The sequence below is a fragment of the Aquabacter cavernae genome, from assembly GCF_003993795.1.
GTDB classification, from domain to species: domain Bacteria; phylum Pseudomonadota; class Alphaproteobacteria; order Rhizobiales; family Xanthobacteraceae; genus Aquabacter; species Aquabacter cavernae.
On the sequence record NZ_RWKV01000008.1, the window covers coordinates 627,489 to 650,834 of the forward strand.

General features: G+C 67.2%; 21 protein-coding genes. 14 read left to right on the top strand and 7 right to left on the bottom strand.

Going from position 1 to position 23,346, the window contains the following annotated elements; all coding sequences use genetic code 11:
• The first annotated feature begins 121 nt into the window (after nt 1–121).
• From EJJ38_RS07575 to EJJ38_RS07590, 4 genes are read left to right on the top strand one after another with little or no spacing between them, the layout of a single operon-like run.
• Nucleotides 122–1,258: an ABC transporter permease gene (locus EJJ38_RS07575; RefSeq protein ID WP_420836869.1), complete on the top strand. Its 1,137-nt coding sequence runs from the start codon at nt 122–124 to the stop codon at nt 1,256–1,258.
• Between the two features lie 6 nt (nt 1,259–1,264).
• Complete coding sequence (locus EJJ38_RS07580; RefSeq protein ID WP_127089481.1) at nt 1,265–2,071, top strand: ABC transporter ATP-binding protein; 807 nt, start codon at nt 1,265–1,267, stop codon at nt 2,069–2,071.
• Between the two features lie 15 nt (nt 2,072–2,086).
• A complete protein-coding gene (locus EJJ38_RS07585) occupies nt 2,087–3,007 on the top strand; it encodes an MlaD family protein (protein WP_127089482.1) in 921 nt (306 codons plus the stop codon).
• Nucleotides 3,008–3,013: 6 nt separating this feature from the next.
• Nucleotides 3,014–3,640, top strand: a complete 627-nt coding sequence (locus EJJ38_RS07590) for an ABC-type transport auxiliary lipoprotein family protein (protein WP_127089483.1) — start codon at nt 3,014–3,016, stop codon at nt 3,638–3,640.
• A 624-nt stretch (nt 3,641–4,264) separates the two neighbouring features.
• Here EJJ38_RS07590 and EJJ38_RS07595 read toward each other — a convergent pair.
• Nucleotides 4,265–9,478, bottom strand: a complete 5,214-nt coding sequence (locus tag EJJ38_RS07595; RefSeq protein WP_127089484.1) for an apolipoprotein A-IV repeat region-like domain-containing protein — start codon at nt 9,476–9,478, stop codon at nt 4,265–4,267.
• Between the two features lie 253 nt (nt 9,479–9,731).
• Between EJJ38_RS07595 and EJJ38_RS07600 the strand changes: the two genes are divergently transcribed.
• The 3 genes from EJJ38_RS07600 (at nt 9,732) to EJJ38_RS07610 (ending at nt 12,235) form a co-directional block, all read left to right on the top strand.
• Nucleotides 9,732–10,052 (top strand): 2Fe-2S iron-sulfur cluster-binding protein, encoded by a 321-nt coding sequence (locus EJJ38_RS07600; protein WP_127089485.1) that lies wholly within the window; start codon nt 9,732–9,734, stop codon nt 10,050–10,052.
• 63 nt (nt 10,053–10,115) lie between these two features.
• Nucleotides 10,116–10,985, top strand: a complete 870-nt coding sequence (gene murI, locus EJJ38_RS07605; protein ID WP_127089486.1) for a glutamate racemase — start codon at nt 10,116–10,118, stop codon at nt 10,983–10,985.
• Nucleotides 10,985–12,235 carry a lytic murein transglycosylase gene (locus tag EJJ38_RS07610; protein WP_127089487.1) on the top strand — a complete coding sequence of 417 codons (1,251 nt, stop codon included), beginning with the start codon at nt 10,985–10,987 and terminating at the stop codon, nt 12,233–12,235. The genes murI and EJJ38_RS07610 overlap by 1 nt, the downstream gene beginning before the upstream one ends.
• A gap of 9 nt (nt 12,236–12,244) precedes the next feature.
• Here the strand turns inward: EJJ38_RS07610 and EJJ38_RS07615 are convergent, their stop codons facing one another.
• Nucleotides 12,245–12,955 (bottom strand): type 1 glutamine amidotransferase, encoded by a 711-nt coding sequence (locus EJJ38_RS07615; RefSeq protein WP_127089488.1) that lies wholly within the window; start codon nt 12,953–12,955, stop codon nt 12,245–12,247.
• A gap of 276 nt (nt 12,956–13,231) precedes the next feature.
• On the opposite strand from EJJ38_RS07615, the gene rpsD reads away from it, so the two are divergent.
• Nucleotides 13,232–13,849, top strand: coding sequence for a 30S ribosomal protein S4 (gene rpsD, locus EJJ38_RS07620; RefSeq protein WP_127089489.1), 618 nt, complete (start codon nt 13,232–13,234; stop codon nt 13,847–13,849).
• 63 nt (nt 13,850–13,912) lie between these two features.
• Here rpsD and EJJ38_RS07625 read toward each other — a convergent pair whose 3' ends face one another.
• The 3 genes from EJJ38_RS07625 to EJJ38_RS07635 form a co-directional block, all read right to left on the bottom strand.
• Nucleotides 13,913–14,605 (bottom strand): MgtC/SapB family protein, encoded by a 693-nt coding sequence (locus tag EJJ38_RS07625; protein WP_205666119.1) that lies wholly within the window; start codon nt 14,603–14,605, stop codon nt 13,913–13,915.
• 175 nt (nt 14,606–14,780) lie between these two features.
• Nucleotides 14,781–15,287, bottom strand: a complete 507-nt coding sequence (locus tag EJJ38_RS20435; protein WP_205666120.1) for an SH3 domain-containing protein — start codon at nt 15,285–15,287, stop codon at nt 14,781–14,783.
• A gap of 96 nt (nt 15,288–15,383) precedes the next feature.
• The gene (locus EJJ38_RS07635) at nt 15,384–15,707 is read right to left on the bottom strand and encodes a DUF1476 domain-containing protein (protein WP_127089491.1); all 324 of its coding nucleotides are present in this window, start codon (nt 15,705–15,707) and stop codon (nt 15,384–15,386) included.
• A 265-nt stretch (nt 15,708–15,972) separates the two neighbouring features.
• Here EJJ38_RS07635 and purC point away from each other — a divergent pair, with 265 nt between their 5' ends.
• The 6 genes from purC (at nt 15,973) to grxD (ending at nt 20,908) form a co-directional block, all read left to right on the top strand.
• Nucleotides 15,973–16,767, top strand: coding sequence for a phosphoribosylaminoimidazolesuccinocarboxamide synthase (gene purC, locus EJJ38_RS07640; RefSeq protein WP_127089492.1), 795 nt, complete (start codon nt 15,973–15,975; stop codon nt 16,765–16,767).
• Between the two features lie 68 nt (nt 16,768–16,835).
• Nucleotides 16,836–17,078 (top strand): phosphoribosylformylglycinamidine synthase subunit PurS, encoded by a 243-nt coding sequence (gene purS, locus EJJ38_RS07645; RefSeq protein WP_127089493.1) that lies wholly within the window; start codon nt 16,836–16,838, stop codon nt 17,076–17,078.
• Nucleotides 17,075–17,773: a phosphoribosylformylglycinamidine synthase subunit PurQ gene (purQ, locus tag EJJ38_RS07650; protein WP_127089494.1), complete on the top strand. Its 699-nt coding sequence runs from the start codon at nt 17,075–17,077 to the stop codon at nt 17,771–17,773. Before purS ends, purQ begins: the two co-directional genes overlap by 4 nt.
• Before the next feature lie 191 nt (nt 17,774–17,964).
• Complete coding sequence (gene purL / locus EJJ38_RS07655; RefSeq protein ID WP_420836870.1) at nt 17,965–20,178, top strand: phosphoribosylformylglycinamidine synthase subunit PurL; 2,214 nt, start codon at nt 17,965–17,967, stop codon at nt 20,176–20,178.
• Between the two features lie 15 nt (nt 20,179–20,193).
• Nucleotides 20,194–20,427, top strand: coding sequence for a BolA family protein (locus tag EJJ38_RS07660; RefSeq protein WP_127089495.1), 234 nt, complete (start codon nt 20,194–20,196; stop codon nt 20,425–20,427).
• A gap of 142 nt (nt 20,428–20,569) precedes the next feature.
• On the top strand, nt 20,570–20,908 hold the full coding sequence (grxD, locus tag EJJ38_RS07665) for a Grx4 family monothiol glutaredoxin (protein ID WP_127089496.1): 339 nt from the start codon (nt 20,570–20,572) through the stop codon (nt 20,906–20,908).
• 75 nt (nt 20,909–20,983) lie between these two features.
• Here grxD and purB read toward each other — a convergent pair whose 3' ends face one another.
• Nucleotides 20,984–22,291 (bottom strand): adenylosuccinate lyase, encoded by a 1,308-nt coding sequence (purB, locus tag EJJ38_RS07670; RefSeq protein WP_127089497.1) that lies wholly within the window; start codon nt 22,289–22,291, stop codon nt 20,984–20,986.
• 72 nt (nt 22,292–22,363) lie between these two features.
• Entirely contained in the window at nt 22,364–23,200 is an 837-nt protein-coding gene (locus EJJ38_RS07675) for a hypothetical protein (RefSeq protein WP_127089498.1), read from the bottom strand.
• Between the last annotated feature and the right edge of the window lie 146 nt (nt 23,201–23,346).

Below are 23,346 nucleotides of genomic sequence, written 5' to 3' on the forward strand. Positions count from 1 at the left end.
AGGAATCGTCGCGGGCGCTGGGGCGCGGGGATGGATTTTGGTCCACCCTCGACGCCATGTCGTGCTGCGAGTATGACCATCGTGTGCAGCGCACTCAAGCCATGCACGCACCGACAGGGAATTGTCCGTGGCGCCTGCCTCGCTTCTCGATGTCCGACGTGACGGCGATGAGCTGAAGGCCATCGGCTCGGGCGTCTGGACATCGGAAAACGCCGATGCGCTGGAACAGCTCGTCACGAACGCAACTCAGGCGCCGCCGCCCGAGACCCATTCCGCCCAGATCGACCTCAGCGGCGTCGAGCGCATGGACACGTTCGGCGCGCTGCTTCTGGAACGGCTGCGCCGCGCCTGGACCCAGGAGGGCATTGAGCCCCGCGTGGTCGGGCTGAAGCGCCGCTACGGCGTGCTGATCCAGGAAATGAGCCGCACCGGGCGCGAGCCCCATCCCGAGCCCCGTCGCCAGGAAGCCACGGTGGAGCGGCTCGGCCACAATATGGTGGATATCGGCAAGGACGCGCGGCTCCTGCTGAACTTCGTCGGCGCCACGGTGGCCGCCATCCTGCGCATGGGTGCGCGGCCCCGGACCTTCCGCTTCACCTCCATGGTGAACCAGATCGACCGGGTGGGCCTGCGCGCCGTGCCCATCATCATCCTCATCACCTTCCTGATCGGCTGCATCCTGGCCCAGCAGGGCATCTTCCATTTCCGCCGCTTCGGTGCCGACATCTATGTGGTGGACATGGTGGGCGTGCTCGTGTTGCGCGAGCTGGGCGTGCTCATCGTCTCCATCATGATCGCGGGCCGCTCCGGCAGCGCCTACACGGCCGAGCTTGGCTCCATGCGCATGCGCGAGGAGGTGGATGCCTTGCGGGTCATGGGGTTCGACCCCGTGGAGATCCTGGTGATCCCGCGCCTGTTCGCGCTGCTCATCGCCCTGCCGCTGCTCACCTTCATCGGCTCCATGTCGGCTTTGGTCGGCGGCGGCCTCGTGGCGTGGTTCTATGGCGGCATCCAGCCGGGCGTGTTCCTCGACCGGCTGAAGGACGCCATCTCCATCGACCATTTCATGGTCGGCATGATCAAGGCGCCCTTCATGGCGGCCGTCATCGGCATCGTCGCCTGCATGGAAGGACTGCGGGTGGGCGGAAGCGCGGAATCGCTGGGCGCCCACACCACCGCCTCGGTGGTGAAGGCCATCTTCCTCGTCATCGTGATGGACGGCCTGTTCGCCATGTTCTTCGCGTCCATCGACATGTGAGGGGGCATGGACGCTGTGGCAGGCCAGGACGACACCGATATCGACGGCAAGCGCGATGTGCTGATCTCCGTGCGCGACCTTGTGGTCGGGTTCGGCGATCGCACCATTCTCGACCATCTGAACCTCGACATTTATCGCGGCGAGATCCTCGGCTTCGTGGGCACGTCCGGCGGCGGCAAGTCGGTGCTCACGCGCACCATTCTCGGCCTCGTGCCGAAGCGGTCCGGCGTCGTGGAGGTATTCGGGCAGGATCTCGACACGCTCTCCGAGGAGCAGCGCTCGGCGGTGGAGCGGCGATGGGGCGTGCTGTTCCAGCAAGGCGCGCTCTTCTCGTCGCTGACCGTGAAGCAGAACATCCAGTTTCCGCTGCGGGAGAATCTCAAGCTCTCCCAGGCCCTCATGGACGACATCGCCTACGCGAAGCTCGAAATGGTCGGGCTGAAGACCGATGCGGGCGAGAAGCTTCCCTCCGAATTGTCCGGCGGCATGATCAAGCGCGCGGCGCTCGCCCGCGCCTTGGCTCTTGATCCCGACATCCTGTTTCTGGACGAGCCCACGTCCGGCCTCGACCCCATCGGCGCCGGTGATTTCGACGAACTGATCCGGACCCTGCAGCAGACTTTGGGCCTGACGGTTTTCATGGTAACGCACGATCTGGACAGTCTGCATACGGTCTGCGATCGAATCGCCGCGCTGGGCGACGGCAAGATCATCGCGCAGGGTACGATCGAGACGATGATGGAATCCCACCATCCTTGGCTGCGGGCCTATTTCCACGGAACCCGCGCCCGCGCGGTCCGTTCCGACCGGTGAAGTGAGGAAGGGCGGATGGAGACACGGGCCAATTACACCATAATCGGCGCCTTCACCCTCCTCGTGCTCGCGGGGGCTTTCGGCTTTGTCTACTGGTTCATGCGTCCCCTGACCTCGGACAACCGGCGGGCCTACGAAATCGTCTATGAGGGCACGGTGAGCGGCCTGCGCCAGGGCAACAGCGTCACCTTCAACGGTATCCCCGTGGGCCAGGTGGCGAGCCTGGGCCTGCTGCCGGACCGGCCCAATGAGGTGCTGGTGCGCGTGGACGTGGACGCCAACGTGCCGGTCCTCTCCGACGTGCAGGCCGGCCTGGAATCCCAGGGATTGACGGGCATCGTCATCGTGTCGCTGCGCGGCGGCGAGCCGGGCGCCAAGCCCCTTCCGCTCGGCCCCAACGGCGTGCCGCGCATGGAAGCGGAGGGCGGCACGGGCATGGCCGGCCTTATCTCCACCGTCCAGGACGTGGCGCGGCGCATCAACGGCATTCTCGACGCCGTCGATCCCGGCCAGGTGAAGCAGATCGTCGCCAACGTGACGACCTTCTCCCAGGCCCTGTCGGACCATTCCGAGGACGTGGGCAGCCTGCTGAAGCGCTCCAACGAGATTGCCGGGCAGCTCCAGGATCTGGCCACCAAGGCCGATTCCATCGTCTCCGATCTGAAGAAGGCGTCCAGCGAGCCCACCGGCCTGCTCAATCAGGCCACCGAGGCGGCCACGTCCGTGCGCAAGCTCGCCGACAATATCGACGCCCGCACGGCGGAATTGTCCGCGCAGCTCAGGCAGTTCACGGGACCGGGCCTGCGCCAGTTCGAAGCCCTTGCAGTTGACGGACGCCGCACTTTGTCGGACATCGACCGCACCTTGAGAAATTTCGAGCGCAATCCGCGCCAGTTCCTTTTCGGCGGCAATACGGTGCCGGAATATAGGCGGTAGGCAATCATGAGTCGTCAGGGGATGGGTGCGAAGGTGCGCCGCTTTCCACGTGTCACCGCCTTCGCTCCCGGCGCCGCTTTGGCGGCGGCGCTTGCGCTCGCGGCCTGCGGCTCCACGCCGACCCCCACTTTCGACCTCTCCGCTCCCACCGCCTTCGCCGCGCGTGGGGCAGGCGAGGGGCAGCTGGTGGTGGTGACGCCCACCGCGCTTGCCGCCCTCGACACCGAGCGCATCCTTGTCGAGCCGACGCCCGGCCAGATCACCTATCTGCCCGACGCCCAGTGGAGCGACCGCCTGACGGCTTTGCTGCAGGCGCGCACCATCCAGGCTTTCGAGAATGGCAGCAAGCTGCGCCGCGTCGCCCGCCCGGGCGATGGCATCCAGCCCGACTACCAGCTCAATCTCGATATCCGCACCTTCGGCGTGAAGGTGACCGCTGGCGCGCCGGAAGCAGTTGTGGAACTGTCGGCCAAGGTAATCGGCGTCACCGCCGGCAAGATCCTCGCCGCCCGCGTCTTCAGCGCCCGCGTGCCCGTCACCGCCATGAACGGCGCAGGCGCCACGGCGGCGCTCGATACGGCCTCCAACAAGGTGCTCACCGACGTGGTGATCTGGGCGTCCTCCCGGTTCTGACGGTTCTGACGGTTCGGCGTTTTCGGGATGCGGATGTCCCGTTGCGCCTGGGGCTGATCGGCCGTCACGGCGTTGGCGGGCTTTCGCCTATTCAGGCTCGTCATGGCGGGGCTTGTGCTGGGCACCCACGCCTCTGCGTCGAGCGCGCACTTGCCGGAATTTCATAGATGGCCGGGACAAGCGCGGCCATGACGTTGCTCTGTTAGACAAGCCGCTCACACCGCTTGGATGTCGATGCGAAACTTAGGGCGGCCCCGTTGAGGGGCTGTCCGTCTACCGCATTTGCCATGTCGGTATTTGAGCACGCACGACGATCCCCCTCGACCTTCCCCCTCCCAACCCTCCCCCGCAAGCGGGAGAGGGCTTCGCGGTGCGCAAGCTGGAAGAGCGCCCCGTTGCCTTCAACGCAACAGATCCCCTCTCCCGCTTGCGGGGGAGGGTTAGGGAGGGGGCGAGTCGCGAGACGAGCCAAGACCACCGCTCGCTCTCAATGAATGAGAGGCTGTGCAGCCGATCCGCCGCTCAGCCGAAAACGCAAACGGCCCGTGAGCGGGGCTCACGGGCCGTTTGCAGTGACATCCGGCAATCCCCCCGCCTCCGGCGCGAAGACCGGAGGCGATTGCCTCAGTCGAAGTGACCGGCCGCGTGGGCCAGCATGGTGTAGACCTTGCCCGTATCCGAGGTGAGATAGGTCTTGGTCAGCACATTGCCGCGGTCATCCGCCCCCACCTGCTCCAGCAGGCGGTCGAACTCTGCGATGTAGCGGTCCACCGTGTCGCGGAACTCGGCATCGGTGCGGTACTTGCGGCGCAGCTCGTCGAAGGTCTGCTGCCCTTGCATGGTGTAGAGGCGGCGGGTGAAGACGTTGCGCTCGCCGCGCTTGTAGCGGTCCCACAGTTCCACAGCCGCGTTGTGGTCCATCATCCGGGCGATATCCACGGACAGGGAATCCAGGGATTCGATGGTGTGCCGCGGCAGGCGGGTGCGGGTGGGCTCGGCCCGGCGGGGCGGCTCCGCCACGGGGGCCGGGACATCCGCCAGATCGCCGGAGGCGCGGGCCAGAAGCTCGGAGAGCCAGCTGTCGCGGCCACCCTCGGCCTCACGGGGAGGCTGGGCGCGCTCGACGGGAGCCCGCTCCTGCGGGGCCGGGCGCTCGGGAGCCACCTCGGCACGGCGCGGGGGCAAAGGCGACATGCGACGCGGCGGCTCGCTCTGGGCCGGCGGCTGGACCGGGGCTTCGGCGCGCGGGCGCACCGGGGCGGGACGGTCCATCGCGGGACGTTCCACCGGAACGCGCTCCGGCTGACGCTCCACAGGCCGTTCGACCTGTCGCTCCACCACGCGCTCAACCGGGGCGGGACGCTCGACCGTACGCTCGACGGGCGCGGGGCGCGGGGCCTCGCGGGTCACGATCCGGCCCGGCGCGGCGGACACGTCCACCGACTGCCCCTGGCGGGCGACGATCTCGTTCAGTTCCGCGAGCGCCTTGATCTGCTCGGCCACGGCGCGGCGCATGGAGGCGGCGGTCGCCTCGGTCTCGGCGGGGAGTTCGAGGATGCCCTTCTTCATCTCCTCGCGGGCCAGCTCAATGGAGCGCTGCACGTCGCCGGCCGCGCCCTTGAACTGGCGCGACACTTCGGTGAAGCGGCGCCCGGTCTCCTCGAACATGCGGTTCACCTCGCCGAGCGAGTCCTGGTAGGAGGCGCGCAGCAACTCCGCCACGCGCTCGCGCTCCGCACCGGAGGCGTTGCGCACCTGCTCGAACTGGGTTTCCAGCGCCTTGGTGGTGTTCGCGGCGGAATTGACCACGGTGTTGGAAATGTCCTGCGCGCGCCGCTGGGCGGCCATGAAGGACTGTTCCAGCATGCCCTGGAAGGTGGAGAGCCGCCCTTCCAGATCCTGCGCCTGCTGCGACAGGTCCAGACCGAGGGCGTCGATGGCCGCCTTGCGCTGGGTGAGCACGGCTTCCACCTGCTCGTTGGTCTGGCCGAAGGCCTGCGAGCTTTCCTGCACGGCCCGCGCCTGCGCCTCGAAGCGCTGGGTGAGGGCGCCGATCTCCACGAGCGCCCCATCGCTGAGGGCCCGCAGATTCTCCACCTCGATGCCGAGCTGGCCCACGGTGCCCGCCGCGGAATTGTTCAGGGCGCGCGCATTGTCCTGCAGCGCCTGGACCTGATCGGCGAAGCCGGTCTCGAAATGGCCGAGGGCGGCCACCACGCTGCTCATGGCCTGCTTGAACGAGCTGTCCGTCTCGCCCAGGCGCTGGATCATGGCGTCCACGTCGCCCTTCACCGAGGCATTGGCCGCAGCGATCTCGAAGGCGGTGCGGCTCGCCGCATCCTGGAGACCGGAGAGGAACTGGGCGTTCTTGCCGTCGATGGCGTCGGTGAGTTCCTGCAGACGATCGGTGAGCGCCTGGGAGATGGCATCCGCCTGCCCGCTGAGGGTCACGCCCACATTCTGCGCAAGGCCCGACAGGGTGAACTCCACCTGGGCGGCGTCCTGGCGCAGGCGGGACGAGACCGCCTCCACCTTGCCGATGAGGTTCTGGGTGACGGCGGTGCCGCGCATCTCCAGGGCGGCGGAGACGCCTTCCAGGCGGTTCGCGACAAGATCCTCGATCCGCAGGACGCGGTGGTCGATCTGGTCGGCAATCTCCTGGGCCCGCGACGCCAGCGTGTCGTTGACGAAGTCGGTGCGCTCGGTGAGCAGGGCGCCCACGTCCTGGGCGCGGGCGGTAAGGGTGTCGCCCAGCGCCTGGGCCTGCGCGCTCAGCATGTCGCCGACGCTCTGCGCCCGATAGCCGAGGCTGGCGCCCAGATGCTCCGCCCGCTCGTTCAGCAGGGCGCTGATGGACTGGGTGCTCTGGGTCAGGGTCGTGTCGAAGCGGCTCGACTGCTCCGAGAGGACGTCCGAGATGGCGCGGGTGCGCTCGGCGAAGAAGCCGTCGAGGCTGGACAGCGCCTGATCGACACCGACGCCGGCCGAGAGGGCACCGGCCGACAAGGCGCGGTCCAACTCGCCGGAGCGCGCATCGAGCGTGGCGGTGAGGGTGTTGGCGCGCTCCGTGAAGACCGCCTCCAGGTTCGCCACGGCCTGGTCGAGGCCGTAGGTGGCCATCTGCGCGCCCGAGGAAATGGACTGCGCCAGATCGCTGGAGCGTGCATCAAGCGCCGCGGTGAGGCTGTCGGCGCGCTCCGTGAAGACCGCCTCCAGGTTCGCCACGGCCTGATCGAGCCCATAGGTGGCCATCTGCGCGCCCGAGGAAATGGACTGCGCAAGCGCGTTGGAGCGCATGTCGATGGCATCGGTGATGAAGCCGGTGCGTTCGGTGAAGAAGGTATCGAGGCTCGCGAGGGCCTGATCGACGCCTGCATTCGCCGAGAGCGTGCCGGAGGAGAGGGCACGGTCCAGCTGGCCGGCGCGCGAATCCAGCGCGGCGGTGAGCGTGTTGGCCCGTTCCGTGAAGACCGCTTCCAGGTTCGCCGCCGCCAGATCCAGACCGTCGGTCGCCATCTGCGCGCCCGCCGTGATGGACTGCGCCAGCTCGCTGGAGCGGGCGTCGAGGGCCGAGGTGAGCGCGCCGGCGCGCTCGGAGAAGAAGCCGTCGATGGTGGCGAGCGCCTGATCGAGGCTGTCGGTGGCCGCCTGGGCGCCCTGCGTCACCGCGCTCGACAGCGCATTGGAGCGCGCGTCCAGGGTGGCGGTGAGCGCCTCGGTGCGCTCGGAGAAGAAGGTGTCGATGGTGGCCAGAGACTGGTCGAGGCTGTCGCCGGTGGTCTGGACGCCGGTGGCCAGGGCCTGGGAGAGCTGGCCGGCACGCTGCGCAAGGCTATCGGCCAGTGCACGGGTGCGGGTCTCCACCACGCGCTCCGCCTGGGTGAGGCGGGTGTCGATGGCGCCGGTGAGGGCTTCCGCCGTGGCGTCGAGCCGCTGGTCGAGCCCGTTGAGCGTGCTCTGGAGGCTTTCGTTGAGCACGTTGATCTGCGTCGAGAGGCCGTCCACCAGGGTGGGCGCATGCTGGCGCAGGGTGGAATCCAGGGTCTCGACGCCCTGCCGGACGGCCTGGGCCATGAGCTGGCTGTCATGGCCGATGCGCTCGGCGAGGTTGGCGCCGTCCACGGTGACAGTCTCCTCGATGCTGCGCAGGCGGTCGGACAGCATCTCGCTGAGCGCGTCGCCCTTGGCACCGATGGAGGCGAGGACATCCTCGGCGGTCTCGCCGAAGGCCTCGGTGATGCTGGCGCCCCGGGCGCCAATGGATTCGGTGACTTCCAGGCCCACCGTGCCCAGGCGATCGGACAGGTCGGAACCGGCGGAGGCGAGGGCCTCGGCGATCTCGTCGCCCTTCTGGAGCAGGGAGGTGGTGACGTCCTGTCCGCTGCGGGCGAGGGCCTCGGTCAGGCGCTCGCCGGTCTCCGCCAGACGCGCCTGGAGGTCTTCCCCATGCACCGCCACGGCGTCGTGGATGCGGTTGCCCGCCGCCTCGATGCGATCGGCCAGATCTCCGCCATGCACCGCAAGCGTCTCGCCGACGCGGGTGCCGGTCGCCTCGATCTTGCGCACGAGATCGCCGCCGCGCTGGGAGAAGTCCTGCACCATGCCTTCGCCGGCTTCCCGGAAGGAGGTGGTGATTTCCTCGGCGCGCACCGCGATGTCGTCGGAGAAGCGGGCGCTGTTGGCTTCCAGCGCCTCGACCACCGCGTTGCGGTTGAGATCGGCGCCGGTCGCGACTTCCTCGCTCCAGCGGGAAATGAGCACCGCCACTTCGGTGGAGGAGGAGAGCAGGCTGGCGCTCAGCTCGTCCGTGCGGGTCTTCATGGTGGTGGCGAGCGTGTCGGAGGCGCGGGTGAGGTTGCCCTCCAGCGTGGCGCCGATGGCCTGGAGCCGGTCGATCAGGTCGCCGCTCTTGCTGCTCAGGGTCTCGGCCACGTTGTCGCCGGCGCTGGTGAGGGCGGAGGTCAGTTCCGCCCCGCGCTGGGTGAGCATCTCGTTCGCCTGGTCAAGGGCGGCGGTCACATTGTCCTGCACCCGGTCCGCGACCTCGCGCACCTCGGTGGAGAGCATGGTCTCGGCATCCAGGATGCCTTCGCGCAGCCGCTCGGTGTGGTCGAGGATGTTCTGGCGCTCGCCCTGAAGCTCCTCGATCAGGTGGCGGATGCGGATCTCGTTGTCCTCATAGGCGCGCTCCAGGATGGAGACTTCGTTGCGCACCACGGTCTCAAGCTCGGCGGCCCGGGCGATGGCGCGGTCGAGGCCCTCGCCCATGGCGGCCACCTCGCGGCGCACGGCCTGGCCCACGGTGACCACGGCGTCGATGCCGAGGGATTCCGGCTGGGCGAGCCGCAGCGCCACTTCCGTCATGGAGCGGCCGATGAGCTGAAGGTCTCGCGAGCGGCGCACCATGGCGGCCAGGGCGAAGAAGGCGATGGGCGGCAGGATCAGCCCGGCGAGAATGGCGAGCAGAGCAGGGGAGGCGAGCAGGGCGTCAATGCCGGAGACGCCGGTGAAGGCGGCCTTCTGTGTGGCGATGGCGTAGGGGGCGCCGAAGCCGAGCCACAGGATGGCGAAGCCGGCGGCCCACCAATAGGGCGCGGCGGAAGAGCGGCGCTGAAGCTGGCTGAGGAGCTGGCCGACGGTCTGCCGGTCGTCATTGGCGGCGCGGCGGTCGGCCACTTCCACACGGGTACGGCGGGGCCTGGGCTCCCGGCTGGGGGCGACGGTGCGCTCCTCGGCCGGAGGCGCGCTATCCGGATTGTCCATCTGGAGCGAGAGGGCTTCCTGAATGGCCGACAGAGCTGCCTCGGTCGGATCCTGGATCTTACGCGGTTGCTTCATGTTCGCCTCGTCGCCCCCGGTGCGGCTGTGCCGCACGGTTACATTCGTCTGGTCTCGCGCTCCGCCGGACTGCGCATACAATCCGGCAAGAGTTTATTTACCTTGCTGCATCCTACCTTTGAGGGGCGACTCATTGAAACCGCCCCCTGCCGCAGTTGTGAAGATATCGTTAACGCGCGCATCGCCCCGCGATCTCGTCTTATCGGAGCGAAGCCGCTATAGGGACGCCCGGACCACAGGACATTCTTCGCACATGCCTCGCATTACGTTCGTTTCCTTCGATGGCGCGGAACGCACCGTGGAGGCCCCCGCGGGGGCGACCGCCATGGAGGCGGCGGTGAAGAACCGGGTGCCGGGCATCGACGCGGAATGCGGCGGCGCCTGTGCCTGTGCCACTTGCCATGTCTATGTGGATGAAGCGTGGCAGGCGGCGGTGGGCGAGCCGGAGCCCATGGAAGAGGACATGCTGGACTACGCCTTCGACGTGCGCCCGTCCTCGCGCCTGTCCTGCCAGATCTCGCTGACCCCCGCCTTGGACGGCCTCGTGCTGCGGGTTCCCGAACGTCAGGGATAAGTCCCGCGCTCATGCTTCGTTTACCGGGAGGCCACATTATTGCCCGGGGGATGAGGACAGATCATGACCCGTGCCATTGCTTCGGCTGAGAGATATCCCGCCGTGCCGTCCGCTGACCTGCGCTCGCCCACCATCCTCGTCTTCGATTCCGGCCTCGGCGGATTGTCCGTCTTCCGCGAGGTCGCCCGCGTCCGTCCGGACGCCCAGTTCGTCTATGCGGCGGATACGGCCGCCTTTCCCTACGGCGCCTGGAGCGAAAGCGCGCTCACCGGGCGCGTGGCGGAGGTGATGGACGGCCTGATCACCCGCTACCGGCCGGATCTGGTGGTGATTGCCTGCAACACGGCCTCCACTTTGGCTTTGCCGGTGCTGCGCGCCCAGCACGCCATCCCCTTCGTCGGGACGGTGCCCGCCATCAAGCCGGCTTGTGCGACATCCATCTCAAAACATATCAGCGTGCTGGCGACCCCCGGCACGGTGCGCCGTGACTATACGGCGGCGCTAATCCGCGACTTCGCCAGCGCCTGCAAGGTAGCCCTGGTGCCCAGCGATCGCTTGGCGGGCCTCGCCGAGGCAGTGATGAATGGCGATCCGGTGGATGACGCCGATATCCGCGCGGAGATCGCGCCCTGCTTCGTGAAGGCGGACGGCGGACGCACCGACACCGTGGTCCTGGCCTGCACCCATTATCCGCTCATTCTCGACCATCTGAAGCGCCTCGCGCCCTGGCCCGTGACCTGGGTGGACCCCGCGCCCGCCATTGCCCGCCGCGTCGCCTCGCTGCTCGGTCCCACCAGCCGCGCCTCCAGCCCCAAGCCTGTCCTTCTGGCGGCAACAGGGGAGACATTGGACGCCCGTCTCGTGGGTGGCCTGTTGCAGCGGCCCATTGAACGCTCCGACCTCTTGGACGAACCCCGAAGGATCGCCTCTTGATGACCGGTGGACGCCTCGTTACCACGCGCCGCACCTTCCTCACCGGCCTTGCCGGCGCAGGTGCCCTTGCCGCATTGGGCGGCAGCGCGCTGGCGCAGAGCAGCAATCTGAGCTTCCATGCCTGGGTGGCCAAGTTCAAGGCCCGCGCCACCGCGCGCGGCATCAATGATCAGGTCTATGCCAGTGTCATGCGGCAGGTGGTGCCGGACACTTCGGTTTATGCGGCCGACAAGGCCCAGCCGGAATTCCAGGAAGAGGTCTGGCAATACCTGAATCGCCGGGTCTCCGATTGGCGCATCTCCACTGGCAAGCAGAAGGCGGTGCAATATGCCTCGCTCTTCGCGCGCATCGAGACTGAGTTCGGCGTCGATCGCCGCATCATGCTCGGCTATTGGGGCATGGAATCCGCCTTCGGTCAGGTGGTGGAAAATCCCCAGCATATGAAGCCGGTCTTCAACTCCCTCTCGGCACTCGCCTGGGGGGAGCCGCGCCGCCGCAAATATTGGGAAACCGAGCTTCTGAACGCTTTGGTCATTGTCCAGCGGGGCTGGGGGACGCCAGATGAGATGGTCGGCTCATGGGCCGGCGCCATGGGGCATACCCAGTGGATGCCCGAAGTCTGGCTCAATATGGGCGTGGATTTCGACGGCAACGGCCGCATCTCGCCCTTCGGCCGCCCCGACGATGCGCTGGCGGGCACCGCCAATTATCTGGTGAAGCGCGGCAAGTATCGGCGCGGGGAGCCTTGGGGCTTCGAGGCGCGCGTGCCGGAGGGCTTCGACAGCCAATTGGCGGATAATCGCACCTGGCGTTCGCTGGATGCCTGGGCCGCGCGGGGCGTGACCACGGTGGAGGGCGGCTCGCTGTCGGGCTACGACGCCGAGGCGCGCATGTGGCTGCCGGGCGGGCCGGGCGGACCGGCGCTGCTGCTGTTGCACAATTTCTACGCCGTGCGCTCCTACAATCCGTCCTCCAGCTATGCCCTCGCGGTCTGCCATCTGGGCGACCGGGTGGTGGGGGAGGGGCCGTTCCTCACCCCCTGGCCCGGCGGCGAGCGGACGCTGAGCCTTGCCGAAATCCAGGAAATCCAGGTGCGCCTGACCCGCGCCGGCTTCGACACGGGCGGCACGGATGGGCGCGTCGGCACCGGCACCATGCGCGCGGTGCGGGCCTTCCAGGAGCGGGCCGGCCTCCAGCCCGCCGACGGCTATCCCGGCCTCAAGGTGCTGGTGGCATTGCGGGGCGCATAAGCCTCGCACTCACGAGATGGCAGTCTTGAAATTTCCGTAGAGCAACGCTGCCGCCGCCTGGAGTTCCGCCAGACGCTCGGCCGCCGCGCGCTCGAACCATTCCTGCCCGCCCGGACCTGTGATGGATTCCAGCGCGGCCTTGTATTCGGGAATGGCGCCCCAGTCGCTCACCGTGCTGTCGATGATCTCCACGTGATATTGCGTGCTGAAGGCGCGCGGCCCCACCTGCAGCGCCTGGATGGCGCAATGGTCGTTGGCCGCGAGAATACGCGCACCAGAGGGGGCAGTCGTCACCGCCGCGCCATGCCATTGCAGCGTGGGAAAGCGGCTGTCGAACCCGGCGAGAAATGGCGCCTCCCGGCCTTCGACGGTGAGATGAACGTCGCATATACCCACTTCGGGGCGCGCCATTTTCTCCACCTTGCCGCCCAGCGCATCGGCCAGAAGCTGGTGGCCCAGGCAGATGCCGAGATAGGGCCGCTCCTTCGTCACCCAGTTGCGGATGAAGGTCTTCTCCGCCCGCATCCAGGGAAGGATGTCGTCGTCCCACACATCCATGGGGCCGCCCAGCACCATCAGCGCGTCATATCCATCGGGGGAGGGGATCGGGTCGCCCATGTCCAGCGCCACCGTGTCCCATTGGAAGCCATCGGCCCGCATCATGTCGCGGAAACTGCCGGGATGCTCGGAGGCGGCGTGCTGGAAGACGAGCAGGCGCATGGACTGTCCTATGGAGTGGCACCAGGATAAGCTAACGGAAGCCTCCCGAAGCCGGAAGCCGCCTATGCATTGACTTTGCGGCGGCACGCCCTTAGAAGCCTGCACTTCGCTGGCCGGGATCTCCTGGCCGGTGAAAAGGCATTTGGCATTTGCACCCGTGGTCTTTCCGGCAGCGCGCCGGCGGGCCTGTCAGTGGTTCCGGGATCCTTGATCCCACGGGCCACAGAGGAGGGGCGCGATCCAATCCATAGAACGTAACAATGGGATCAGCGTTACATGAGCAAGCGCATCGCGGCGAAGCATAAGCTCGACCGCCGCATGGGTGAGAATATCTGGGGCCGCCCGAAGAGCCCCGTGAATCGCCGCGAGTACGGCCCCGGCCAGCACGGTCAGCGCCGCAAGGGCAAGCTGTCCGACTTCGGCGTGCAGCTGCGCGCCAAGCAGAAGCTGAAGGGCTATTACGGCTCCATCGGCGAGAAGCAGTTCCACGCGGTCTACGTGGAAGCTGGCCGCATGAAGGGCGACACCGGCGCCAACCTGATCGGCCTGCTGGAGCGCCGCCTCGACGCGGTCGTCTACCGCGCCAAGTTCGTGCCCACCATCTTCGCCGCCCGCCAGTTCGTGAACCACGGGCATGTGAAGGTGAACGGCCGCCGCGTGAACATCGCCTCCTACCTTGTGAAGGTGGGCGACGTGATCGAGGTGAAGGACGCTTCCAAGCAGATGGCCCTGGTCCTCGAAGCCCAGCAGCTCGCCGAGCGCGACGTGCCGGACTATATCGAGCTGGACGCCAACAAGCTGGCCGCCACCTTCGTGCGCGTGCCGGACCTCAACGAGGTGCCCTATCCGGTTCGCATGGAACCGAACCTCGTGGTCGAGTTCTATTCGCGCTGATCGCCCGACGATCCGCCGACAGTTCGAAAGGCCGCCCCTCGGGGCGGCCTTTCTTGTTTCAGACTACATGTCCCAGTCCAACTGCTCGACCCCCGGCTTCGTGCAGAGCGCGCCCACCAATGCGGGCGCTTCCCCGGGCCGGGCCGCGCACCACAGGGTGAAGCGGTAGTCCCGCCGCCCGCTCGCCGGCTCATGGCGGACGAACATCCGGCGGATTCGCGCCCGCGACTGCCCGATGATCTGCCGGATCTCTTCCTCCGAGGGGCCTTCCCGACCCAGCGTCAGGGTCAAGGTGGCCTCGCGCCAGCGGTGGAGCCACGTTTCGACGCGCTTCAGTCCCCAGAGCGTGGCAAGGGCCAGCGCCCAGGCGAGCCCGCCCAATATGAGCTGGCCGGAGCCGAAGCACAGGCACATGACGGTGACGAACCAGAGCGTCGCGGCCGTGGTGACGCCCTGAACCAGCCCATCGGCCCGGCGCATGATGGCGCCCGCGCCGATGAAGCCCATGCCGGTCAGGATGCCCAAGGGCAGGCGCAGCACATCCATGCGGGCGAAGTCCTGGGACTGCCAGCCCTGGGTGGCCAGCATCAGATTCGCGCTCATGGCGGCCAGGCAGGCGGCCAGCCCCACGAGAATCGTGGTGCGCATGCCCGCCGCACGCTCCTGCCACTCGCGGTCGAGGCCGATGGTCAGGCAGGCGAGAAAGGCGCAGACGAGCCTGAGGCCGAGATCGGTCCAGTCGGGATTGAACGGCACGATGTCCTCCTTGGACGGAGGAGCTTAAAGCGCGTTCGGGTCAGATGGCATCCATCCATCGGGGGAAATCACTCAAAGGGTGCTCAATGCGAGCCCCACAGACAGATAGGGCGCTTCGCGCGATCGCACGAAACGCCCCAGCCGAAGATCGAGAAAGCCGGAAGGGAAGCGGTGGCTACCAGCCGCCTCCGCCCCAGACGCCCCAGGCGCCGTAATAGCCGGGCACGGGTCCGGGCGGGTTCACGAACACGCGGGAGGGCGGGCCGTAATAGACCGGGGGAGGCGGCACCACCACCACGGAGGCCTGCGGCTCTGCCACCACCAGCGGCACGCCCGGCACGGTGCCGGGCATGGCGGGAACGGGAACGGGGACCGCGATGGGAGCGGCCGGCACCACGGGCACGCCGACCGGGCCGCTCGCATAAGGCGGCGGGCCGTTGAAGCCGAGATAGGCGGCGGACACGAAGGCCGCGTTCGGCCAGGCGATGCTGCACCAGGCGGGAGTGCAGCCGACCACTTCGATATTGGTGCCGCCGCGCACGCTGCCGATCACCCGGAAATTGGTGCCCGGCCCGGCGCGGACGTTCAGGTCGCGCAGAACCACGGCCGAAGCCGCGAACGCAGGAGCCGCGGAAAGCGCGACCAGCACGCCCGCCATCACCCAACCGATTGAACGTCCCATACCGACCGCTCCGAAACTGCGCGCGCCCCGTGTCCGGGATCGCGCCAGTCTAAACCGGCCAAACTTGCCCCGGACTTGCGGCGCGGCGTCGGCGGCTCACTCGGCGGTGCGCACCGCCTGGACCGCCTGGGTCAGGAACTCGTCCATGTTGCGACGAATCTGGTGGTCGGAGATGTCCAAGCCCTTGGCATCGAAGTCGGTGCGCAGCTTGCGGAACACGTCTTCGTCGCCGTGCTCCTCAAGATCGGCGACGACCACTTCCTTGGCGTAGGCCTGCGCCTGCTCCTCGGAGAGGCCGAGCTTCTCCGCAGCCCACAGGCCGAGCAGCTTGTTCCGCCGCGCCAGGGCCTTGAACCGAATCTCCTCGTCCAGCGCATAAGCCTTTTCAAAGCCGTCCTCGCGCTTGTCGAAGGTGGTCATGGCTGCCCTCATAATGACGTTTTTGTGACCCATGGGGGTAGGGAACACCCCACCATCCCGCTCAGCGCCCTTGAATATAGGGGAGGTTCCCCTAGATCAACGGCAAGGGTGTCGCCGTCTCGACGCAGGGGCGGGGATGGCTGACAGCGCGTTGTAACCCGCTCGCCAATGGGCTAGTGTCCGAAAGGGTGTCGCGTGCGCCGCAGCAACGGCTATCGATGCACCTCGCCGAGGAGCGTTACATGAACGGAGCCTTGGCAAACCCATGGATTTCCTCAATCGACGGTATACCCCTATGAGCCGCCGCCGCCGCATCTATGAAGGCAAGGCGAAGGTCCTGTATGAAGGCCCGGAGCCGGGCACCCTCATCCAGCACTTCAAAGATGACGCCACCGCCTTCAACAACAAAAAGCATGACGTCATCGACGGCAAAGGGGTCCTGAACAACCGGATCTCGGAATATATCTTCTCGCGACTGAATGAGATCGGCGTTCCGACTCACTTCATCCGCCGGCTCAACATGCGCGAGCAGTTGATTCGTGAAGTGGAGATCATTCCCCTCGAGATCGTGGTCCGCAATGTCGCGGCCGGCTCCCTGTCCACCCGCCTCGGCATCGAGGAAGGGACGGCGCTGCCGCGCTCGATCATCGAATTCTACTACAAGAACGACGCGCTGAACGATCCGCTCGTCTCCGAGGAGCATGTGACGGCCTTCGGCTGGGCCACCACCCAGGAGATCGACGACATCATCGCGCTGGCGATCCGCGTGAACGACTTCCTGTCCGGCCTCTTCCTCGGGGTCGGCATCCGGCTGGTGGACTTCAAGATGGAGTGCGGCCGGCTGTGGGAGAACGACATGATGCGGATCGTGGTGGCTGACGAGATCAGCCCCGATTCGTGCCGCCTGTGGGACATCAAGTCCTCCGACAAGTTGGACAAGGACCGCTTCCGCAGGGATATGGGCGGCCTCGTTGAAGCCTATTCGGAAGTCGCCCGGCGGCTCGGGATTCTCGCCGAGAACGAACCGACACAGGGTAAGGGTCCGCTCCTGGTGAAGTGAGCGGGACATCTTGATCGAAACCTGAACGGGGGGCATAACGCCCCCCGCTTCCGTTACGAGTGGTGCTCATGAAAGCGCGTGTGATCGTCACGCTGAAATCCGCGGTGCTGGACCCCCAGGGCAAGGCGATCGAGGGCGCGCTGCGCTCACTCGGCGTCTCCGGTGTCCAGAGCGTCCGCCAGGGCAAGGTGTTCGACGTGGAACTCTCCGGCAACGACAAGGCGTCGGCCGAGACGGTCCTGAAGGATGCCTGCGACAAGCTTCTCGCCAACACGGTCATCGAGACCTATCGGGTCGAGTTCGCCGAATGAAATCCGCCGTCATCGTCTTTCCGGGCACCAATCGCGAGCGCGACATTCAGCGCGCGCTCTCGCTGGTGTCCCACTCGAAAGTGGTGCCGGTCTGGCATGCGGAGACCGACCTGCCGTCCAACACCGATCTGGTGGTGCTGGCCGGCGGCTTCTCCTACGGCGACTATCTGCGCTGCGGTGCCATCGCCGCGCGGGCGAAGATCATGGACTCGGTGCGCGCCCATGCGGAGCGCGGCGGGCTGGTGCTCGGCATCTGCAACGGCTTCCAGATCCTGTGCGAGGCGGGCCTTCTGCCGGGCGTGCTGGTGCGCAACGCGAAGCTTCGCTTCGTGTGCCGGGAAGTGAACCTGCGGGTGGAGCGGGCCGATACGCCCTTCACCAAGGCCTATCGGAAGGGTGAGCTGCTGCGCATCCCCGTGGCCCATGGCGAGGGCAACTACACCGCCGACGAAGAGACCATCCGCCGCCTGGAAAGCGAGGGCCGCGTGGCCTTCCGCTATGCCCGCAGCGACGGTGAGATCGACGAGACGGACGGCCCCAACGGCGCCATCAACGGCATTGCCGGCATCTATTCCGAGAGCCACAACGTGCTCGGCATGATGCCGCATCCGGAAAACTACATCGAGCCGGAGATCGGCCCCATCGACGGGCGCGGACTGTTCGAAAGTCTCGCGGCCGCGCTGAAGGCGGCCTGACGGACGCCGCGGGCCGAAGCCTCACCGCTTCCGGCCCGGACCGCGCGACGCTGGAACGAAACCCGCCCGGCGCCGGTCATGGACCGGAGCCGGCGGGACAAAAGACTGAACCGGGACGATTGGCCCCTGGCAGAGGATCGAGGCGGCCGCCGGCTTGCGGGCCGGGGCACGCCGGACGGGATCGGACGGACGTGAACCTTATTCCCAACACCCCGAACATCACGCCTGAGCTGGTGGCCGAGCACGGCCTGAAGCCGGAGGAATATCAGCGCTTCGTGGAGCTGATCGGCCGCGAGCCCTCGGTCACGGAGCTGGGCATCGTCTCGGCCATGTGGAACGAGCACTGCTCCTACAAGTCGTCCAAGGTCTGGTTGCGCACCCTGCCCACCAAGGGCGCCTGCGTCATCCAGGGCCCGGGCGAGAATGCGGGCGTGGTCGATATCGGCGACGGGCTCGCCGCCGTCTTCAAGATGGAAAGCCACAATCACCCGTCCTTCATCGAGCCCTATCAGGGCGCGGCGACGGGTGTAGGCGGCATCCTGCGCGACGTGTTCACCATGGGCGCCCGCCCGGTGGCCGCGCTCAACGCGCTGCGCTTCGGCGACTGTCACCACCCCCGCACGCGCCATCTGGTGGCGGGCGTGGTGGCGGGCATCGGCGGCTACGGCAATTCCTTCGGCGTGCCCACGGTGGGCGGCGCGGTGGGCTTCCACGAGCGCTATAACGGCAACATCCTCGTCAACGCCATGGCGGTGGGCCTCGCCCGCACGGACGAGATCTTCTATGCGGCGGCGAGCGGCGTCGGCCGCGCCATCGTCTATCTCGGCTCCAAGACCGGCCGCGACGGCATCCACGGCGCCACCATGGCCTCGGCGGAATTCGGCGAGGGCGCCGAGGAGAAGCGCCCCACCGTACAGGTGGGCGACCCCTTCGCGGAGAAGCTGCTGCTTGAAGCGTGCCTTGAGATCATGAAGGCGGGCTGCGTGGTGTCCATCCAGGACATGGGCGCCGCCGGCCTCACCTGCTCGGCCGTGGAGATGGGCGCCAAGGGCGACCTCGGCATCGAGCTGAACCTGGACGCCGTGCCGTGCCGCGAAACCGGCATGACGGCCTATGAGATGATGCTGTCGGAGAGCCAGGAGCGCATGCTCATGGTGCTCGCGCCCGGCAAGGAAGAAGAGGCCGAGGCCATCTTCCGCAAATGGGGGCTCGATTTCGCCATCATCGGCCACACCACCGATACGCTGCGCTTCGTGGTGAAGCATAAGGGCGTGGTGGAAGCGGACCTGCCCATCAAGGAATTGGGCGACGAGGCGCCGGAATATTACCGCCCGTTCGTGGAGAGCGAGCCCCGCAAGGTGCTGAAGCCCTCCGACGTGTCGGATGCGGTGTCCGTGCCCGACGCTTTGGACAAGCTCATCATGTCCCCGGACCTGTGCTCCAAGCGCTGGATCTGGGAGCAGTATGACCATCTCATCCAGGGCAACACCGTGCAGAAGCCGGGCGGCGACGCCGCGGTGGTGCGCGTGGAAGATGGCCCGAAGGCGCTCGCCCTCACGTCCGACGTGACCCCGCGCTATTGCGAAGCCGATCCCTTCGAGGGCGGCAAGCAGGCCGTGGCCGAGGCGTGGCGCAACCTGACAGCCGTGGGCGCGATCCCGCTCGCGGTCACCGACAACCTCAATTTCGGCAATCCCGAGCGCCCCGAGATCATGGGTCAGTTCGTGGGCTGCGTGAAGGGAATCGGTGCGGCCTGCGAGGCGCTCGACTTCCCGGTCGTGTCCGGGAATGTGAGCCTCTACAACGAGACCAACGGCAAGGCGATCCTGCCCACCCCCACCATTGGCGGCGTGGGCCTCGTGGAGGATCTCCACAAGAGCATGACGCTCGGCTTCAAGGCCGCGGGCGAGGCCATCTATGTGGTGGGCAAGACCGAAGGCTGGCTCGGCGCCTCCGCCTATCTGCAGACCGTCTGCGACCGGGAAGAGGGCGCGCCCCCGCCGGTGGACCTGGTGGCCGAGAAGCGCAACGGCGACTTCGTGCGCTCCCTGATCCGCGATGAAGTGGTGACGGCCGTGCATGACGTCTCCGACGGCGGCCTTCTGGTGGCCATCGCCGAGATGGCCATGGCCGGCGAGCTGGGCGCTTCCCTGGACAAGCCCGCGAGCATCCCCGCCCACGCCTTCTGGTTCGGCGAGGATCAGGCGCGCTACGTCATCGTCGCCGCCCATGGCGAGGGGCCGGACATCGTGCGCCGCGCCGAGGCGGCGGGCGTGCCGCTGCTCAAGCTCGGCAAGACCGGCGGCGACCGCATCCTCCTGCCCGGCGAGCGCTCCATCTCCGTGGAGGGCCTGCGCGACCGGAACGAAACATGGCTGCCCATCTATATGGGCGCCAGCTCCTGACGAGGGGATAAGACCATGGCTATGGCCGCCGCAGATATCGAGCGCCTGATCAAGCAGGCGCTCCCCGATGCCGAAGTGACCATCCAGGACCTCGCCGGAGACGGCGACCATTATGCCGCGACCATCGTGTCGGAGGCATTCCGGGGCAAGTCGCGGGTGCAGCAGCACCAGCTCGTCTATGCCGCCCTCCAGGGCAATATGGGCGGCGTGCTGCACGCGCTCGCGCTCAAGACCTCGGCCCCTGCCTGAGGTTTCGGCTGCCTGAGCCTGCGGCGAACCGCGACAGGCAGCCATTTTCCCGTGGCCGTCACCGCCCCTTGCGCTTTGACGGCCGAGCCCCGATCTTCAAGGCCATATACCGGCGCCGCCGGGCCATATTCGGACGAACGACATGAGCATTCGCGAATTCATCGACCGCGAGGTCAAGGGCAACGATGTGGTGGTGTTCATGAAGGGCACGCCGCAATTCCCCATGTGCGGCTTCTCCGGTCAGGTCGTCCAGATCCTCGACCATGTCGGCGTGCCGTTCAAAGGCATCAACGTCCTGGAGTCCGACGAGCTGCGTCAGGGCATCAAGGATTATGCGAGCTGGCCCACGATCCCGCAGATCTATGTGAAGGGCGAGTTCCTGGGCGGCTGCGACATCGTGCGCGAGATGTTCCAGGCCGGAGAGCTGATCCCGCTCTTCGAGGAGAAGGGCATCGCCGTGCGCGATCGCGCCATCGGCTGACGCCATCCAGCACATGACGTGAATAAAAAAGCCCGGGCGAGAGCCCGGGCTTTTCTTTTGGGAATGCGCCGGCGATCAGGCCCGGCCGAACACCCGCTTGAAGATCGTATCGGCGTGCTTCAGGTGGTAGCCGAGATCGAACTTCTCGTTGATGTCGTCTTCCGAGAGGAAGTTGCGCACGTCCGCATCATTCAGCAGGAAGGTGCGGAAGTCGCCTTCGCCGCGCCAGACCTTCATGGCGTTGCGCTGCACGAGGCGATAGGAATCCTCGCGGCTCGCGCCCTTCTGGGTCAGCGCCAGCAGAACGCGCTGGGAGTGGATGAGCCCGCCCAGCTTGTCCATGTTCTTCTGCATGTTGTCGGCATGGACAACCAGCTTGTCCACCACGCCGGCGAGCCGCATCAGCGCGAAGTCCAGGGTCACGGTGGAATCGGGGCCGATCATGCGCTCCACGGAGGAGTGCGAAATGTCGCGCTCGTGCCAGAGTGCCACATTCTCCATGGCGGGCAGGGCATAGGCGCGCACCATGCGGGCAAGGCCGGTGAGGTTCTCGGTCAGCACCGGGTTGCGCTTGTGCGGCATGGCCGAGGAGCCCTTCTGGGCCTCGGAGAAATATTCCTCCGCTTCCAGCACCTCGGTGCGCTGCAGGTGGCGGATCTCGGTGGCGAGCCGCTCCACGGACGAGGCAACGACGCCAAGGGTGGCGAAGAACATGGCGTGCCGGTCGCGCGGGATCACCTGGGTGGAGACGGTCTCCACCTCCAGGCCCATCTTCTGCGCCACATATTCCTCAACGCGGGGATCCACGTGGGCGAAGGTGCCCACCGCGCCGGAAATGGCGCAGGTGGCGACTTCCGCGCGGGCGGCCACGAGGCGGGCGCGGCTGCGCTGGAATTCCGCATGGGCGATGGCCAGCTTGATGCCGAACGTGGTGGGCTCGGCATGGATGCCGTGGGAGCGGCCCACGGTGGGGGTGAGCTTGTGCTCGAACGCCCGGCGCTCCAGCACCGTCAGAAGCTGGTCCACGTCCGCGATCAGCAGGTCCGCCGCGCGGGTGAGCTGGACGGCAAGGCAGGTGTCCAGCACGTCGGACGAGGTCATGCCCTGGTGGACGAAGCGCGCTTCGGGGCCGACGATCTCGGAGAGATGGGTGAGGAAGGCGATAACGTCGTGCTTCACCTCGCGCTCGATGGCGTCGATGCGCTCCACGTCGAACTGGGCGTCCCGGCCCTTCTCCCAGATGAGCGCGGCCGCCTCCTTGGGGACGATGCCGAGGTCCGCCATGGCCTCAGCCGCATGGGCCTCGATCTCGAACCAGATGCGGAACCGGGCTTCCGGGGTCCAGATGGAGGCCATTTCAGGCCGGCTGTAGCGGGGGATCATGGCTTGGCTCGCTTCAGGAGGTGTTGGGCTGCGCTCTAACAGATTGGAGCCCTCTCCGGTAGCGCGCCGATGTCAGGGCGGCCCTGCGCGGCGCAGCAGGCGGGCGGCGAGGGGACGCAGCAGATAGGGCAGGAGGTAAATGGGGAATTGAGCCAGGGCCACATAGAGCCAGGTGGTCTCCGGCAGGACACCACCGGCCGCAGCCACCATGAGGCCGAAATTCCGGTTGCCCGCCGCATAAGCGAGCATCAAATCCTGTCCCGCCTCCACCCGCCGGAACAGTGCCAGTGTCGCCAGGAGCGCGCAGACGGACACCAAAGCGGCGAGCCCCGCCATGCCCAGCACCAGCCAGGGCTCCACGAGAAGGCGTGCCGTCACCCCATCCATGAAAGCGACGGCAAGAACCAGCAGCAACAGGGCGTTGAGGCCGTTCAGCTGGTCGTTCCAGCGCACCATCCGCACCGGCCCGATGAGCCCGCGCAACAGGAGGCCCGAACCCGCGCAACCGGCGATGATGAGCACAAGCCGCCCGCCGAGCGCCATCCCGTCCAGCGCCAGCGCGCCATCGGTGAAATAGGCCACGAACACAGGGGCCGTGAAGGGCAGGATGCACAAGGCCAGCAGCATCACCGCGAGGCTGAGCGCCGCATCTATCCCCAGAAGCAGCGCGAAAGCAGGCGTGGACATGATGGGCGGCGCGGCGGCCTGCATCACCAGGGCCAGCATGAGGCCGTTATCGGCCGGCGGCAGCAGGCGGTTCACGGTGAAGCCGAGGGCGAGCGGCAGCACGCCCATGATCCAGACCAGCGCCCCCGCCAGCAGCAGGGCATGACGCCCCCCGGCCATCTGGCGCAGGTCGGTGCGCATGAAGGACATGGCCAGCAGGCATAAAATGCATGGCACCAGCACGGGCTTGGCCAGAGCCGCCAGAGGCGGCAAGGCGAGACCGACGAAAATGCTTGCGGCAACGGCCTTTGTGCCCTGTCTGCCGATGACCGCAAGCAGGTGGGAAAGCAGTGAAATCAATGATAGAAATCCGTGCAGGCAGATGCGGC